The organism is Enterobacter cloacae complex sp. P24RS (assembly GCF_014982165.1).
Classification (GTDB): Bacteria; Pseudomonadota; Gammaproteobacteria; order Enterobacterales; family Enterobacteriaceae; genus Enterobacter; species Enterobacter quasihormaechei.
In genome coordinates this window covers 90,803-107,036 of record NZ_JADCKU010000011.1, presented here as the reverse complement: position 1 = coordinate 107,036, position 16,234 = coordinate 90,803, and the positions used below count along the sequence as shown (strand labels likewise).

General features: G+C 55.2%; 14 protein-coding genes and 2 tRNA genes. 5 read left to right on the top strand and 11 right to left on the bottom strand.

The features are described from left to right. Positions 1 to 51: 51 nt before the first annotated feature. From INF58_RS13385 to ghrA, 3 genes are all read right to left on the bottom strand, one after another. Positions 52 to 606 carry a molecular chaperone gene (locus tag INF58_RS13385; protein WP_063449098.1) on the bottom strand — a complete coding sequence of 185 codons (555 nt, stop codon included), beginning with the start codon at positions 604 to 606 and terminating at the stop codon, positions 52 to 54. Between the two features lie 19 nt (positions 607 to 625). Then, complete coding sequence (locus INF58_RS13380) at positions 626 to 1,363, bottom strand: phosphatase (protein WP_193035338.1); 738 nt, start codon at positions 1,361 to 1,363, stop codon at positions 626 to 628. An 84-nt stretch (positions 1,364 to 1,447) separates the two neighbouring features. Continuing rightward, entirely contained in the window at positions 1,448 to 2,386 is a 939-nt protein-coding gene (ghrA, locus tag INF58_RS13375) for a glyoxylate/hydroxypyruvate reductase GhrA (RefSeq protein WP_193032945.1), read from the bottom strand. Positions 2,387 to 2,618: 232 nt separating this feature from the next. Here ghrA and INF58_RS13370 point away from each other — a divergent pair. Beyond that, positions 2,619 to 2,706 (top strand) — tRNA-Ser (locus tag INF58_RS13370). Positions 2,707 to 2,836: 130 nt separating this feature from the next. Here INF58_RS13370 and INF58_RS13365 read toward each other — a convergent pair. Beyond that, the gene (locus tag INF58_RS13365; protein WP_193527862.1) at positions 2,837 to 3,742 is read right to left on the bottom strand and encodes a LysR family transcriptional regulator; all 906 of its coding nucleotides are present in this window, start codon (positions 3,740 to 3,742) and stop codon (positions 2,837 to 2,839) included. Between the two features lie 109 nt (positions 3,743 to 3,851). Between INF58_RS13365 and INF58_RS13360 the strand changes: the two genes are divergently transcribed. From INF58_RS13360 to INF58_RS13350, 3 genes are all read left to right on the top strand, one after another. After that, the gene (locus INF58_RS13360) at positions 3,852 to 4,712 is read left to right on the top strand and encodes a pirin family protein (RefSeq protein ID WP_193527861.1); all 861 of its coding nucleotides are present in this window, start codon (positions 3,852 to 3,854) and stop codon (positions 4,710 to 4,712) included. Positions 4,713 to 4,732: 20 nt separating this feature from the next. After that, the gene (locus INF58_RS13355) at positions 4,733 to 5,410 is read left to right on the top strand and encodes an isochorismatase family protein (RefSeq protein WP_193527860.1); all 678 of its coding nucleotides are present in this window, start codon (positions 4,733 to 4,735) and stop codon (positions 5,408 to 5,410) included. Between the two features lie 137 nt (positions 5,411 to 5,547). Continuing rightward, a tRNA-Ser gene (locus INF58_RS13350) sits at positions 5,548 to 5,635 on the top strand. Between the two features lie 241 nt (positions 5,636 to 5,876). On the opposite strand, the gene INF58_RS13345 is transcribed toward INF58_RS13350, so the two are convergent. The 5 genes from INF58_RS13345 to efeU form a co-directional block, all read right to left on the bottom strand. Then, a complete protein-coding gene (locus INF58_RS13345; protein WP_063866332.1) occupies positions 5,877 to 7,382 on the bottom strand; it encodes a sodium:alanine symporter family protein in 1,506 nt (501 codons plus the stop codon). Positions 7,383 to 7,798: 416 nt separating this feature from the next. Continuing rightward, positions 7,799 to 8,590 (bottom strand): phosphate starvation-inducible protein PhoH, encoded by a 792-nt coding sequence (phoH, locus tag INF58_RS13340; protein WP_193527859.1) that lies wholly within the window; start codon positions 8,588 to 8,590, stop codon positions 7,799 to 7,801. A gap of 499 nt (positions 8,591 to 9,089) precedes the next feature. Continuing rightward, complete coding sequence (gene efeB, locus INF58_RS13335) at positions 9,090 to 10,373, bottom strand: iron uptake transporter deferrochelatase/peroxidase subunit (RefSeq protein ID WP_193527858.1); 1,284 nt, start codon at positions 10,371 to 10,373, stop codon at positions 9,090 to 9,092. A 5-nt stretch (positions 10,374 to 10,378) separates the two neighbouring features. Further along, positions 10,379 to 11,506 (bottom strand): iron uptake system protein EfeO, encoded by a 1,128-nt coding sequence (gene efeO, locus INF58_RS13330; protein WP_193527857.1) that lies wholly within the window; start codon positions 11,504 to 11,506, stop codon positions 10,379 to 10,381. 40 nt (positions 11,507 to 11,546) lie between these two features. Further along, the gene (efeU, locus tag INF58_RS13325) at positions 11,547 to 12,380 is read right to left on the bottom strand and encodes an iron uptake transporter permease EfeU (RefSeq protein ID WP_063866328.1); all 834 of its coding nucleotides are present in this window, start codon (positions 12,378 to 12,380) and stop codon (positions 11,547 to 11,549) included. Positions 12,381 to 12,631: 251 nt separating this feature from the next. Here efeU and INF58_RS13320 point away from each other — a divergent pair, with 251 nt between their 5' ends. Beyond that, on the top strand, positions 12,632 to 13,816 hold the full coding sequence (locus INF58_RS13320; protein WP_193527856.1) for a NupC/NupG family nucleoside CNT transporter: 1,185 nt from the start codon (positions 12,632 to 12,634) through the stop codon (positions 13,814 to 13,816). Between the two features lie 70 nt (positions 13,817 to 13,886). On the opposite strand, the gene INF58_RS13315 is transcribed toward INF58_RS13320, so the two are convergent. Next, the gene (locus tag INF58_RS13315) at positions 13,887 to 14,306 is read right to left on the bottom strand and encodes a DUF3574 domain-containing protein (RefSeq protein ID WP_193527855.1); all 420 of its coding nucleotides are present in this window, start codon (positions 14,304 to 14,306) and stop codon (positions 13,887 to 13,889) included. Positions 14,307 to 14,375: 69 nt separating this feature from the next. Further along, complete coding sequence (gene putP, locus INF58_RS13310) at positions 14,376 to 15,884, bottom strand: sodium/proline symporter PutP (RefSeq protein WP_063866325.1); 1,509 nt, start codon at positions 15,882 to 15,884, stop codon at positions 14,376 to 14,378. Positions 15,885 to 16,234: the final 350 nt, after the last annotated feature.

The window sequence follows — 16,234 nt, the reverse complement described above, 5'->3', positions numbered from 1 at the left end:
CACATTACGTGCAAGTTGAAATGTATCGTTGCAGGATTTTTGTGATCTAAATCACTCTTCGTTCTCTTCTTCCAGCTCATCCCACATGGCAGCGATAGCGTCACGCGTCAGCGGAGCCAGCGTTCTCCAGAATGGTGACGTTGCGTGCGCTTCCACTTTGCCCAGGAAGGTTCCAACCCACGGCAGGAGATACGTTTCGAACAGGGTTTCAATCGCCTCGTTCTCATCGTCACCAGCATTATCTTCAATCCAGGAGGCCGCCAGCAGCAGCGTACCGATATGATCGGCTGGCATATCCGTCAGCGGCATACCGCGTTCTGAGAGAAATGCCCGCACTTCCGCTTCGGTTGCCCCTTCCTGCCAGGCAGAACGATACGGTGACACGCGACACTCTTCTCCCACGAACAGCGCGTTGTAATCGGTGGAAATCTGCTGCATATCGCAGCTTTTTTGCAAGCGTTCCAGCAGCTCATCCTGTTCCAGCGGCCAGTTCTGCGCCAGCTTACCTTCACGGATCAGGGTAAACAGCGGAACCAGAAGCGGATCCTGCGGCTGGCGGTAATATAAAGTGCCCAGCACGCGGCAAAGGATGGAAAACTCATTCATGTTTTTATTCCATTAGTCATTAAAGATCGGCAAATTCATCAATCGGCGCCATGCCGCGCGACTCAAGGAAGTCGAGCATACGACGCGGCGTGACGTTCAGGATGCGTTCTTCCGGGAAATTCACGTCCTGCAATATTTTCAGGCATTCGCTGAAATCACCCAGTGTAAATGCCGTGTGAGAATCAGAGCCCAGCGCCACCATTCCGCCCGCGTCACGCACGGCAGCCGCCACGTCGCGACAGTTGGCTTCACTGCCCTTACGCGAGTGCACGAACGAAGAGTTGTTGATCTCCAGCGCCACGCGGTGCTTCGCCGCCGCCTGCGCCACGGCCTGAATATCAATCGGGTATTTAGGGTTACCCGGGTGGCTGATAATGTGCACGTTGCCGCTGGCGATGGTGGCAATCATCGCTGCGGTGTTGGTCTCTTTATCCTGGGGCGCAAAAACCGGCTCATGGAAACCGGCGAGGATCAGATCTAACGAGGTCAGCATCGGGCCGGTGCAGTCAATTTCACCGTCGGTGTTTTTGATGTTCGCTTCGATGCCGCGCAGTATCCCGATGCCGTCCACCAGACGTGGCCAGATACGCATATTCACAAAATGCCAGTAGTGCGGCGCATCCGCCATATCCGGGCCGTGATCGGTGATCGCAAACAGTTTGATGCCTTTCAGCTTCGCCTGAGCGATATAATCATGGAGGTTACTGTAAGCGTGAGTACTGGCGACGGTGTGCATATGCAGGTCAACGGGATACATCTTTCTCTCCTCTGCGATTTTTCCAAAGGATAGCAGTTATCAGCGGCGAATATTAGCAAAAACCCGGCGAACGCCGGGTTTATCTCAGTAGCCTCGCTGTCTGTCGACCTGCCCGGTCACCGCGTTGCCCTTCTCTATTTCGCTGATGGTATGCGAGATGTACGCCACGGCCTCCGCCGGTCGCGTTACGGCCGCAATATGGGGGGTCATCGCCACGCGAGGGTGAGCCCAGAGCGGGCTTTCTGTCGGCAGCGGTTCGCGGCTATAGACATCGAGCATTGCGCCTTTAAGCTTACCGCTGTCCAGCGCTTTCAGCAGATCGTCTTCCACCACGTGCACCCCGCGCGCCAGGTTCATTAAGTAGCTATCGTCTGCCAGCTGGTTGAGGAGCGCGCCATTGATTATGCCCACCGTTTCCGCGGTATTTGGCAACAGGTTAATGAGTACCCGTGTCTCTTTCAGGAACGCCGGAAGTTCGTCCATTCCCGCAAAGCTCTCGACGCCCGGATAATCCTTACGGCTGCGGCTCCAGCAGCGCAGCGGGAAGCCCCACGGGGCGAGCGCTTCTGCAACTTTCGAGCCCAGGACGCCCGCCCCGAGGATGCCGATGGTGAAATCTTCGCGCTGATAATCCGGGAGCGGTTCCCAGTGGGATTGCTGCTTAAAGGCCTGATAATCGTCGAAGCGGCGGAACCAGTGCAGCACCTGACTCACGGCATATTCCTGCATCTGCTGTCCCATACCGGTATCCTCCAGTCGGAACAGGGGAATAGTTTCCGGCAGCATTTCAGGGTGAGCCTTCAGCTTGCTCAGGATGGAGTCTACCCCCGCACCAAGGGCAAACACCGCCTTCAAACGGCGCCCCTGTAGCATTTCGACCGGGGGATGCCAGACCAGCGCGTAGTCGGCATGTTCATTATCGCCCCGCTTCCATTCGCGAACGCGTGCGCCAGGCAGTGCCGCCGTGAGCGCGTTGATCCAGTAAGCCGTATCAAAAGTGGGGTGATAGAAGATAATATCCATAGTCATTCCTGCCTTTTATTGCGCTGTTTTATTTTCATTTTCAACTGGATTGCCAGCATAACAAATTTATCAGCGAACCGCGTTGCTGATAAAAGAGGCGCTTTTCGCACATTTCGGAATCAGGTTGCCTGAAGTTTGTATAAACGCGCTAAATTATTGAAAAAGTGGGTTGACGGCAGTACGGCTTTTCCTTACATTAGCGCCCGTCCCGGCAACAACGGGATGACAATATGGTGAGGTGTCCGAGTGGCTGAAGGAGCACGCCTGGAAAGTGTGTATACGGCAACGTATCGGGGGTTCGAATCCCCCCCTCACCGCCATATTCAAGATGAGAGCTCGTACGAAAGTACGGGCTTTTTTCTTTTATATTCTCCGCAAGGGGATTCGAACTTTGCTTCCTCTGCGGTGAATGTGTCGGGTGGCGCTTCGCTTACCCGACCTACAGGGACTTTACTCCTCCACCATCCGTGCGTACTCTTCGGTGAGAAAATCCACCAGCGTCCTGACCGACGGCAGCAAACCTCGTCTGGAAGGATACACCGCATGGATCACCTCCCGTTTGGGTTCCCATGCATTTAGCACTCGAATAAGTTCACCTGACGCCAGCTGATCCTTCACCATCAAAATGGGCAGCTGCACCAGGCCTACCCCCGCCATCGCCGCTTCCCGCAGCGCCAGCATGTCAGTGGTCACCAGGCGCGGCGTGAAGTGAACTTCTGCTTTCGCGCCTTCCGGCCCGCTTAACTCCCACTTATGCAGATACTTACCCGCACCCATACTTAAACCCGGCCATGCGCTGAGTTCAGAAGGCGCCGTCGGGTTGCCCATCCGTTCCAGCAGTGCCGGCCCGGCAACCAGACAGTGTCCCCTGTCCGCCAGTACCCTTAATACCAGATCGCTGTCATCAAACGGGCGCGGACGAACGCGGATCGCCACGTCCACCCCCTCCGCCACGAGATCCACCCGGCGGTTGGTCGCTTCAAGCTGGAGGTTGATCCCCGGATAGCGCGCCATAAATCTCGCCAGCATCGGCCCCACGTGAACATGCAGCAGGGTCACGGGGCAGGTGATCCTGACCATACCGCGCGGTTCAGCCTGTAAAGCCGCCACCGCCTCCTCCGCCGCTTCGGCCTCAACCAGCATGGCTTTACAGTGCTGGTAGAACGTTTGCCCCACCTCCGTCACCGTAAACTGCCGCGTGGTTCGCTGTATCAGCCGAACGCCCAGGCGTTCTTCCAGCTGCGCGATCCGACGGCTTAGTTTTGACTTAGGCTGATCGAGCGCCCGACCTGCCGCAGCAAAGCCGCCATGCTCCACCACCTTCACAAACCATACGAAATCATTGAGATCCTGCATACGCCTCCATTGTTCCATTTAAGGAACAGTGAATGTCATTTTCGCTATCTACCGGGATATTAACCGTGAATATAAGCTAATTACATCAACAGAACATCAGGAGTTAATCATGAAAAACGTAACAGGCGTCTATACCGCCCCTCGTCCGCACTGGGTCGGTGACGGTTTCCCGGTTCGTTCAATGTTTTCTTACCAGACGCACGGCGAACCGCTGAGCCCGTTCCTGCTGCTGGACTATGCCGGTCCCTACACCTTTCCGGCGGACGGCGCGAAACGCGGGGTGGGCGAGCATCCTCATCGTGGTTTTGAAACGGTGACCATCGTCTACTCAGGTGAAGTGGAGCACCGTGATTCCACCGGCAGAGGCGGCGTAATCGGCCCGGGCGACGTGCAGTGGATGACGGCAGGCGCCGGCATTTTGCACGAAGAGTTCCACTCCAGCGCGTTCTCGCAGAAAGGCGGTGAACTGAAAATGATGCAGCTGTGGGTCAACCTGCCCGCCAGGGACAAAATGGCGACGCCAGGCTACCAGAGCATCACTAAAGCAGATATCCCGGTGATCTCCCTGCCGGATAACAGCGGAACATTGCGCGTGATTGCTGGCCGCTTTGACGATGTCACCGGCCCGGCGCATACCTTCTCACCGCTGAACGTGTGGGATCTCGCGCTGCACCAAGGCAGCCACCTGACGCTCAATCAGCCCGAAGGCTGGAGCACGGCGCTGGTTGTACTTGAGGGGAGCGTGACGGTGAACGGTACCACGCCCGCCGGTGAGGCGCAGCTGGTCGTGTTGAGTCAGAGCGGTGACAAACTGCATCTCGAAGCCAGCAGCGATGCCAAAGTGCTGCTGATGGCCGGTGAGCCGCTGAATGAACCGATTGTGGGCTACGGCCCGTTTGTGATGAACAGTAAAACCGAGATCGCCGAAGCTATACGCGATTTTAACTCCGGCCGCTTTGGCCAGATCTAAACCTGATAAAGGAGAGCATTATGTCTACACCTGCTAACTTCAACGGTGCGCGTCCCGTCATTGACGTTAATGATGCCGTTATGCTGCTTATCGATCACCAGAGCGGGCTGTTCCAGACCGTTGGCGATATGCCGATGCCTGAGCTGCGCGCCCGTGCGGCGGCGCTGGCAAAAATCGCCACGCTGGCGGAGATCCCGGTGATCACCACGGCGTCGGTTCCACAGGGGCCGAACGGCCCGCTTATTTCGGAGATCCACGCCAACGCGCCGCACGCCCAATACGTTGCACGCAAAGGTGAGATCAACGCCTGGGATAACCCGGAGTTTGTGGCGGCGGTAAAAGCCACCGGGCGCAAAACGTTGATTATCGCCGGTACGATCACCAGCGTCTGCATGGCATTTCCGTCTATCAGCGCGGTGGCGGACGGATATAAAGTGTTTGCGGTGATTGATGCCTCCGGCACGTACAGCAAAATGGCGCAAGAGATCACCCTGGCACGTGTGGTACAGGCAGGCGTTGTGCCGATGGACACGGCAGCCGTTGCCTCCGAAATTCAGCGGACATGGAATCGTGAAGATGCGGCGGCGTGGGCGGAAGTCTACACCCATATCTTCCCGGCCTATCAGCTGCTGATCGAAAGCTACGGCAAAGCGCAGGAGGTGGTGAAAAACAGCGAAGTGCTCGATTCGCAGCGTTAATCCTGCGCGGTGCGCCATAAGCTGATTAAGGCTTAACCGAACAGGCACGAATGCAGAAAATCTGCTTGACCGCTTTCGCGCAACTCCCTATAGTAGCGCCCCGTTGCCCCCCAAGCGGTCAGGCAGCAAAACAATATGGTGAGGTGTCCGAGTGGCTGAAGGAGCACGCCTGGAAAGTGTGTATACGGCAACGTATCGGGGGTTCGAATCCCCCCCTCACCGCCATATTCTAGATAAGAGCTCGTACGAAAGTACGGGCTTTTTTCTTTTATATTCTCCGAAAAGGGGGGATGAGAATCCCCGACCGGGGTTAGACAACTGGCGCAGCCAGTTGGACAGACTGAGAGTGAAGCGAACAGGCTGCCCGCAGGGCGAGCGAAGCGAGTCAATCCCCCCCGGGGCAGACTGAGCCGCCTCACCTATAAAAGAAAGCCCGTACAAAGTACGGGCCCGTCTTAACCATTCCTCAGCTATTCAGCTTTCCAGCCGGTTGCTTTCCCTCGGGAGCAGGACTCTGGCCGCTATTCAGACCCTCTTCATCCCTGCGATCCTCCAGCCAGTAATCGGCATTTTTTATCCCAAGCCGAACCGGGTCAAACTGGGGATCCAACCCCTGCGCGTTCTGGGTTTCATAGTCTTTCAGGCTGGCAAACGCTTTTTTATGCAACAGAACAATGGCGATAATGTTGAGCCATGCCATCAGCCCTACCCCAATATCGCCTAATCCCCATGCCAGATCCGCAGTGCGGACGGTGCCATAGACGGTGGAAGCCATCAGACATAATTTCAGCAGGAACGTCAGCCACGGGCGGTGAATTTTACGGTTGATGTAGGCGATATTGGTTTCAGCGATGTAGTAGTAGGCAATGATTGTGGTGAAGGCGAAGAAGAACAGCGCGATGGCAACAAAGTAATTACCAAAGCCAGGCATCATACTTTCCATCGCCGTCTGCACATAGCCAGGACCGGCCGCCACGCCAGCAATACCGGTATAGAGGGCAGCACCATCGACACCCTGGACGTTATACAGCCCGGTAATCAACAGCATAAAGCCGGTCGCGGAGCAGACAAACAGCGTGTCGATATAAACGGAGAACGCCTGAACCAGCCCCTGCTTCACCGGATGGCTTACGGCCGCCGCGGATGAAGCATGCGGCCCGGTACCCTGCGCCGCTTCGTTAGAATAGACGCCGCGCTTCACGCCCCACATGATAGCCTGGCCCAGAATAGCGCCAAAGCCAGCTTCAAGCCCGAAAGCGCTTTTCCAGATCAGCAGAATAACCGCGGGAAGCTGATCGATATTGATAGCGATAATCACGCAGGCGACAATAATATAGCCCAGCGCCATAAACGGAACCACCATACTGCTAAAACTGGCGATCCTTTTCACGCCACCAAAAATAATAAAACTTAACAACAGGGCAAGTAATGCCGCCGTGACGTTCGGACTCAGGCCAAAGGCAATATCCAGACTCGCACCAATAGAGTTTGCCTGCACGCCTGGCAGTAATAATCCGCAGGAGAAAATGGTTACGATAGCAAATAACCATGCGTACCACTTCACGCCTAACCCTTTTTCAATATAAAAGGCAGGGCCACCACGATATTCGCCGTTAATTTTTTCTTTATAAACCTGACCTAAGGTGGATTCGACAAAAGCAGAACTGGCCCCTAAAAAAGCCACAACCCACATCCAGAAAAGCGCACCCGGTCCACCAAAAGTAATGGCGGTTGCTACCCCCGCGATATTCCCCGTCCCCACGCGACCGGCCAGCGTCATCGTCAGCGCCTGAAACGATGATACGCCTGCCTCGGTAGGGCGTCCCTCAAACATCAGGGTAATCATATGTTTAATATGGCGTAATTGCAGAAAGCGACTGCGTAGTGAGAAATAGAGGCCGACACCCAGACATAAAAATATTAACGCCGGGCTCCAGATAACACCGTTAATTGCACTAACCAGTTCGTTCATATATGACCCTCAGCGTGATGTTCCAGAGGAAACGATCCCCCGGCGTGTTTCTTGTTAGAATTTTGTTTGAACAAGTACGAAACATAGATAATTACCCAGAAGACACCAACTTAATTTTTGCTGCTTAGTCATGTTCTGTGACAACATTCACGTTTGATTTTAACGAACAATTAGCGCGATCATTATATTCATAGATATTTTGTGGGTATTATAAATACATATCACACTTTTTCTTTTTGTATAAAAAACGCGCATAACTAATGGGCGGTAATATTATTAATACCGCAAAACGATTTCTAAATCCCGTTGAATGCTATAGGAAATAAATATGATTCAAACAAACGTCACTGTTTCAGTGGGAATAAACGAAGCTTCCCGGCATGACGCCGGGAAGAAATGGCTTAAAAAGAATGATCTTAATCGGAATAGACTTCCAGCGTACGTTGACACAGCGCTGAGCGGACGCAGTCTTCTTTGGTGAAGCGGACCACCCCAATCATCTCATCTTCCGCAAAACGTGACATGGCATCGCTGAGGCCAGACTTCACGCCCGACGGCAGGTCACACTGGGTAATATCGCCGTTGACGATCACCGTCACGTTCTCCCCGAGGCGCGTTAAAAACATCTTCATTTGCGCAGCGGTCACATTCTGAGCCTCGTCGAGAATAACGACCGCATTTTCAAATGTACGTCCGCGCATATAGGCGAACGGCGCGATTTCCACCTTGCCAATCTCTGGTCGCAGGCAGTACTGCATAAAGGAAGCGCCCAGCCGCTTCACCAGCACGTCATAGACGGGCCTGAAGTATGGGGCAAACTTCTCCGAAATATCGCCGGGCAGGAAGCCCAGATCTTCATCAGCTTGCAGTACCGGACGGGTAACGATGATCCTTTCCACGTCCTTATGAATCAGCGCCTCCGCCGCTTTGGCGGCACTGATCCAGGTTTTCCCGCATCCGGCTTCACCGGTTGCAAAGATGAGCTGCTTACTCTCGATAGCATTCAGGTAGTGCGCCTGAGCCTCATTGCGCGCCGCAATTGGCGATGCGTCGCGGCTGTCCCGCGCCATGCCAATGGATTCTACGCCGCTCAACTGCACAAGCGAGGTGACCGATTCTTCTTCACGCTGTTTATGGCTACGTGAATCCCGTCTCAGCACACGTTTTGCTTCACGACGAGCTTTGATCACTGCTTTTTGTCTTCCCATGGATAGCACCTTGAGTTGTTGGTATTCATCACACGCGCCAGCATCGGCACGATTATGCGCACGAACATCAGAGGGTTGGCTTCCTTGTAAGCCATTGCTTGCATTACCGGATGACGATACAGAACGGCTACGCGCACCGCTATGCACGTCGGTCGAAACAGGTTCTTGAGGAGAAGGAGAGAATTTAGTGGTGAGGAAATCGCTGCCGGAGTCTGAGCCTCCGCGCCGGGTACTGCGGTTGTTGTGTTTACCTTGTCCAGTACAGGACGCAACCATTCGCGATCTCCATAGTGAGTAACATCACTGCCGGGAACTACCGCTGTCTTAACTTAAGTACATCAGGGATTATCATAAATGCAACATTTATTTTACCTGAATGCAACTTTTCAGACTGCCCCTACATGGAAAATCAGTCTCATATAGAAATATTACAGAAATATAACAATAAGATAGTCCAGGAAAAAAATAATGTCCCCGCGAACTGTCGCAGGGACGATTATCAGGCTTCTATCAGACCCTGAGCGAGCCAGGCGTTCGCGTCGCGCGCTCCGGGCAGAGCAAAGAAATAGCCGCCGCCGATGGGCTTAATGTACTCCTCCAGCGCTTCGCCGTTCAGCCGCTTCTGAACGGTGAGAAATCCTTTTTCCAGGTCATGCTGATAGCAGACAAACAGCAGCCCCATATCAAGCTGACCGGAGTGGGTCACACCCAGCGAGTAGCTGTAACCCCTTCGCATCATCAGGCTGGATTGCGTCTCCCGGGTGCGAGGATTGGCGAGACGAATATGGCTGTCCAGGGCGATGACATCGCCGTTTGGATCGCGCGTGTAGTCGGGTTCATCGTGCTCATGCTTCATGCCGAGCGGCGCCCCGGTTTGCTTATCGCGACCGAAAATTGTCTGCTGCTCTTTCAGCGGCGTGCGGTCCCAGAACTCCACGTGGAACTGGATAATGCGCACCGCCTGGTAGCTGCCGCCCACGGCCCAGGCCGGTTCGCCCTGATCCGCCGTCACCCAGACCACGTTTTTCATCAGCGCGGCATTGCTGCTGTCCGGGTTGGCGGTGCCGTCTTTGAAGCCCAGCAGGTTCACCGGCGTCTCTTTCCCTTTACTGCGCGCGGCGTGGTCAGAGATAAATCCTTCCCGCTTCCAGCGCACGCTGAGCAGATCCGGCGTGTGCTTGATGATATCGCGCAGGGCGTGGATCACCGTATCCTGGGTATTGGCGCAAATCTGCAACAGCACATCGCCGTGGCACAGCGCCGCGTCGAGAGAGTCATTGGGAAAACGGGTCATTTTTTGCAGCGCTTTCGGCTTCTGCTTTGCCAGGCCGTAGCGGTCATCAAACAGCGATTCCCCCACCGACACGGTGATGGTCAGGTTATCGGGAGCAATAAACGCCCCAAGGATCCCGGAATCCATCGGTGGCAGGCGCGGATTTGGTGTTTCCGGCGCCGGACCGCCCGCGGTGAGGAAGGCAATACGCGTGGTCAGCAGCCTGAACAGACGCTCCAGGTCGGCTTTATCGCTCGCCAGCGAATCGAAAGCCACCAGCATCATCGAGGCCTGCTGCGGCGTCAAAATCCCTGCCTGGTGCTCGCCATAAAACGGCTGCGTCTCCCTGCGCGCATCCGGCGACAGCGTGCCGGGCGCGCTTTGCGGTTTTGCCGCGTGCGCCACCGGGCAGCCACCTGCCAGGGCAAACGCGCCGCCCAGCGCCCCTACCCCTTTTAACAACCGACGCCGTGAAGGCTCAGCGACGTCGTACTCGTCATGCTTGTTCATCGTGCTTAATCCAGACCCAGAACGCCGCGCAGCAGGGAGAGATCTTCCGCCAGCGTTGTAATCGGGCCTTTCAGCGCGTTACGGTCGGCGTCGGTCAGCTTGTCGTAGGTTTCGAACCCGTCTTTGGTGCGGTACTTCGCCAGGATGGTATCGACCTTTTTGAAATTGGCATCCACTTTCGCCAGCAGCTCGCCGTTCTCTTTTTGCAGCTGAGGACGCAGCAGATCGACAATTTTCTGCGCGCCGTCAACGTTCGCCTGGAAATCCCACAGGTCGGTGTGGCTGTAGCGATCTTCCTCACCGCTGATTTTGCTTGCGGCCACTTCTTCAATCAGGCCCGCCGCGCCGCCCACCACTTTCGACGGCGGGAAGGCCAGCTCGCTGATGCGCTTTTGCAGCTCCAGCACGTCGGTGTTCAGCTGAGCGGCATATTTCTCCATTCCTTTGGTGGAGTTATCGCCAAACAGCGCTTTTTCCAGACGGTGGAAGCCGGTGAATTTCGGATCGGCGGCCTTCTGCTCGTAGTCGTCTTCGCGGGCATCAATGCTGCCGTCGAGATCGGAGAACAGCTCGGCAATCGGCTCGATGCGCTCGTAGTACTGACGGGTAGGTGCATACAGCGATTTCGCTTTTTCGATATCGCCCGCTTTCACCGCGTCGGTAAAGGCTTGGGTGCCCGCCACCAGGTCCGCCGTCTCTTTAGTGACGTAGGCTTTATAGGCGGTAATGGCGTCGCCAAGGCTTAACAGCGCCGTGCCTTTGGCCGCGTCTGCCGTCGCTGCGCCTTTGACGATCAGCTTACCTTTCGGGTTCGTCAGCAGGCCGCAGGTCATATCATATTCGCCCGGCTGTAGATTAGCGGTCATCTTCTGGCTGAAGCCCGGCGCGATATTTTCGCGCTCTTCCACCACCATCACGCCTTTCAGGATCTCCCACTCCAGCGCCTTCTGGCTGTGGTTCTGAATAATAAACTGGGTTTTACCGCTGTTAACCGTAATGGTCATCGGCTCGCACTGTTTATCGTTGACGGTGACTTTTACCTGCGGGATATCTGCTGCCTGAGCGGCGAAGGCAGACACGAACAGCGCGGCAATGCCTGCGCCTGACGCACTACGACGGAACTGACTGGTCATGACTCTTCCCTTAAAAAGTATGTTGTAACTAATACAGCACTTACGGCGCAACGCGCGACGCCTGCGAGCCGGTACGCGGCGGCATAGCGAACAGGATCAGCGCCGGAACCAGATAGATAAAATAAACTGCCACTTCGCTGACGGTCGGCGTTTCCTGGTAGCCGAAGATCCCTTCAAGCAGGGTGCCGGTCAGCGAATGGGTGGACAGAACGTTACTGAGATCGAACGCCACGTCCTGGAAATGGTTCCACAGGCCCGCCTCGTGGAAGGCGCGGATCGCCCCTGCCGCCAGGCCCGCGGCCACCAGCAGAATAAACAGGCTGGTCCACTTGAAGAACGCGCCCAGGTTAAGCCGAATGCCGCCCCAGTAGAGCAGGAAGCCAAGCACAACCGCCGTGACCAGCCCGAGCATCGCGCCCAACGGCGGCCAGATGCCCACATCCTGCTGAAACGCCGCGAGCAGGAAGAAAACGGACTCCAGACCCTCACGCGCCACGGCGAAAAAGACCATCAGGATCAGCGCCCAGCCGTGGTGGTTGCCTTTTTGCAGGGCGTTATCCACCGCCTGCTCCAGCTGCACCTTCACGTTACGGGAGACTTTGCGCATCCAGAACACCATCCAGGTGAGGATCACCACGGCTATTACGGCGACAATGCCTTCAAAAAGCTCTTGTTCTTTCTGAGGAAATTCACCGGTGGTTTCGTTGATAAGAATACCCAGCCCCAGGCACAGCGCCGCGGCAAGGAAAACGCCAACCCACATCACGCCGATCCAGCGACCGCGCTGGGTGCGCTTAAGATAACTGGCGATAAGGCTCACGATCAGGGCCGCTTCAAGGCCTTCACGTAACATAATGAGAAAAGGAACAAACATGCCGACACCTTAAATGTTTATCGCGGTCAACTGATGCAAAGAAACGTAAATTCTAGTGATAGTGATTATCATTACAGCACAAAGAAAAACAAGCGAAATATGTGGAGTTTTGATGACCAGATGTAAACGCATTGCGGAGTAATAATTGCCTGAGTAACCGTTACGTTTATAAGGTATAACGAAAATGCCCATTTACGGTTAACCGGGGCTGTGGCTAAATGTCCGCCTCGAAAACCAACTGAAAATAACCCATGTTTAAAATTGTTCATTTCCTGCTGGCGCTGGTGATTATTCTTGCGCTTGCCTGGCTGGTGAGTTTCGACCGCCGAAAAATTCGTATTCGTTTCGTCTTGCAGCTGATTGTGATTGAAATCGTGCTGGCATTCTTTTTTTTGCATGCGCAAAGCGGCCTGTTCATTATTAAATATGTCTCAGGTTTCTTTGAGTCTCTGCTTAAATTCGCTGCCGAAGGGACGAATTTTGTCTTTGGCGGGATGGGTGAGAAAGGGCTGGCGTTCATTTTCCTGGGTGTACTCTGCCCCATTATTTTTATCTCGGCACTGATTGGTATTCTTCAGCACTGGCGCATTCTGCCGATTTTTATTCGGGTTATCGGAACGCTCCTGTCAAAGCTCAACGGCATGGGCAAGCTGGAATCCTTCAACGCGGTGAGCTCGCTGATCCTCGGTCAGTCTGAAAACTTCATTGCTTATAAGGGCGTGCTGGGCGATCTCTCCTCGCGTCGCCTGTTTACGATGGCCGCAACGGCGATGTCGACGGTTTCGCTGTCGATTGTTGGCGCCTACATGACCATGCTCGACGCCAAATTTGTCGTCGCGGCGCTGATCCTGAACATGTTCAGCACCTTTATTGTTCTTTCGGTCATTAACCCGGCCCGCCCGGAAGCCGAACCCGATATCAAACTGGAAAAGCTGCATGAATCCCAGAGCTTCTTTGAAATGCTGGGCGAATATATTCTGGCGGGCTTTAAGGTGGCGATGATTATTCTGGCGATGCTGATTGGCTTTATCGCCCTTATTAGCGCCGTTAACGCCCTTTTCTCCAGCGTATTTGGCATGAGCTTCCAGCAGATCCTGGGTTACGTATTTTATCCGCTGGCGTGGCTTATCGGTATTCCACTGAGCGATGCCTTAAACGCGGGGAGTATTATGGCAACGAAACTGGTGGCGAATGAATTTGTGGCGATGATTGAGCTGCAAAAAATAGCCCATCAAATGTCCCCGCGCGGTCTGGGTATTTTGTCCGTGTTCCTGGTGTCGTTCGCTAACTTCGCCTCGATTGGCATTGTAGCGGGGGCAATAAAAGGCCTGAACGAGCAGCAGGGCAACGTGGTGTCGCGGTTTGGTCTGCGCCTGGTATACGGTGCGACGCTGGTGAGCCTGCTGTCGGCGAGCTTTGCGGGGTTAGTGCTCTGATGCAATGCCGGGTGGCGCTTCGCTTACCCGGCCTACAAAACAACAACGGCGGGAATTCCCGCCGTTTTCATTAAAACTGTACGCACACCGGCTGGTCGACCCGCATCACCGATTCCTGCGCGAAACGAGACTTATAGATCCCGCGCAACGCTTCGATGTTCTTCTCGCTCTGCGCGTCTTTACCGTGGATGAGCATTAACGCTTTGCTGGGTTCACGCGCCACTTTTCCGTCGTTCCCCAGCCACTGCCCGCGGGCATCAACCACCGTTAAGCCATCGCGAAAACGCGGCGTCACGTCCTGGTCAACAAACTGCTGCCACTCACTGCCGGTAATCTGTGCCCCTGCCGGGCGATTCAAGCCAAAATAGAGCGTGGTCTGCTGCATCTGGTTATCCGCTTTGCAGGTCTCCAACGCCGCATGCTGCGTGGGAGCGTTACACCCCGCCAGCAGCAGTAATGCTGCCATCATCAACCCTGTTTTAATCATCATTCTCATCTCGAACGGGTGAACGGTCTGTCCCCTCTCCCCTTTGGGGAGAGGGTTAGGGTGAGGGGAAAATTACTCAGCCTGAAGCTTCGTTGGCGGTGCAGAGTGATAGTGCGCATCCGCTTCCGCAAAGCGTTTCTGCATAGAGGCAGACGGCGCTTTACCCAGCAGGCTGAACACCACGATACCGAGGCTGCCGAAGATGAAGCCCGGGATGATTTCGTACAGGCCCAGCCACGCGAACTGTTTCCAGACGATGACGGTCACCGCACCGATGATCATCCCCGCCAGCGCGCCGTTGCGGGTCATGCGTGACCACAGCACGGAGAACAGCACTACCGGACCAAACGCGGCGCCAAAGCCCGCCCACGCGTAGCTTACCAGCCCCAGCACGCGGTTTTCCGGGTTGGCCGCCAGCGCAATGGCAATCAGCGCCACCAGCAGCACCATAAAGCGCCCTACCCACACCAGCTCTTTCTGGCTCGCGCCCTTACGCAGGAATGCTTTGTACAGGTCTTCCGTAATGGCGCTGGAGCACACCAGCAGCTGGCAGCTCAGGGTAGACATCACCGCCGCCAGGATCGCGGAGAGCAGGATACCGGCAATCCACGGGTTGAACAGGATCTGCGCCAGCTCGATGAACACGCGCTCGGCGTTCTGGTTCACCGCGCCAGCCTGCGCCGGGTTGTTGTTAAAGTACGCAATGCCGAAGAAGCCAACCGCGCAGGCGCCCGCCAGACACAGGATCATCCACGTCATGCTGATGCGACGCGCGTGAACGATGGTATGGTGAGAATCCGCCGCCATAAAGCGGGCCAGAATGTGCGGCTGACCGAAGTAGCCCAGGCCCCAGCCCATCAGGGAGACGATGGCCACGAAGTTCAGCCCTTTCAGCATATCGACGTTTTCAATGCTCTTCTGCTTGATCACTTCCAGCGATTCGCCAAAGCCGCCGACGGTGAAAATGACAATCACCGGGGTCAGGATCAGGGCGAAAATCATCAGGCTCGCCTGCACGGTGTCGGTCCAGCTTACCGCCAGGAACCCGCCCACGAAGGTATAAAGGATGGTCGCCGCCGCACCGGCCCACAGCGCCGTTTCGTAGCTCATGCCGAAAGTGCTTTCGAACAGGCGTGCGCCCGCTACGATGCCGGAGGCACAGTAGATGGTGAAGAACAACAGGATCACCACCGCAGAGATAATACGCAGAACGCGGCTGTTATCCTCAAAGCGCCCGGTGAAGTAGTCCGGCAGCGTCAGGGCGTTGTTGTTGGCTTCGGTATGCACGCGCAGACGGCCTGCCACCAGCTTCCAGTTGATCCACGCGCCGACGGTCAGGCCGATGGCGATCCAGCTTTCGGAGATACCGGAGATGAAAATCGCGCCCGGCAGCCCCATCAGCAGCCAGCCGCTCATGTCGGATGCGCCCGCAGAGAGCGCGGTAACCATTGGGCCTAAGCTGCGCCCGCCAAGGATGTAGTCGTCAAAGTTTTTAGTAGAACGCCATGCCAAAAACCCTATCAGGATCATGCCAAAAATATAAACGAGAAATGTCACCAGCATCGGTGTGCTAATAGCCATTCAAATTCTCCAAAATGTCGAGCGACAACCGTCCGGGTTGCCTTGTTATGTCATCACCGGAACGTAGTGATGTGTGTATGTGTTTCCGTTGGGCGCGCTATCCTGCCGTATACGCTTCCCACTGACAAACGATTTAACACTGCATTTACATGAATTTCATCCCTGGTTTTATACGTCTTTCCTATAGGTTGCACTCGCTCACGCTTTTACGGGTTGCACCTTTAAAAAGTGTTAAGCACCGCATAAAAACTGGCTTCGTAAACCGCTGCGCGTTCTTTTTCTGAGCTAACTAATCGTTAACAATCCATTCATTTTCCAGCTTGCAGCCCAAGTCACATTTAACACGGTTG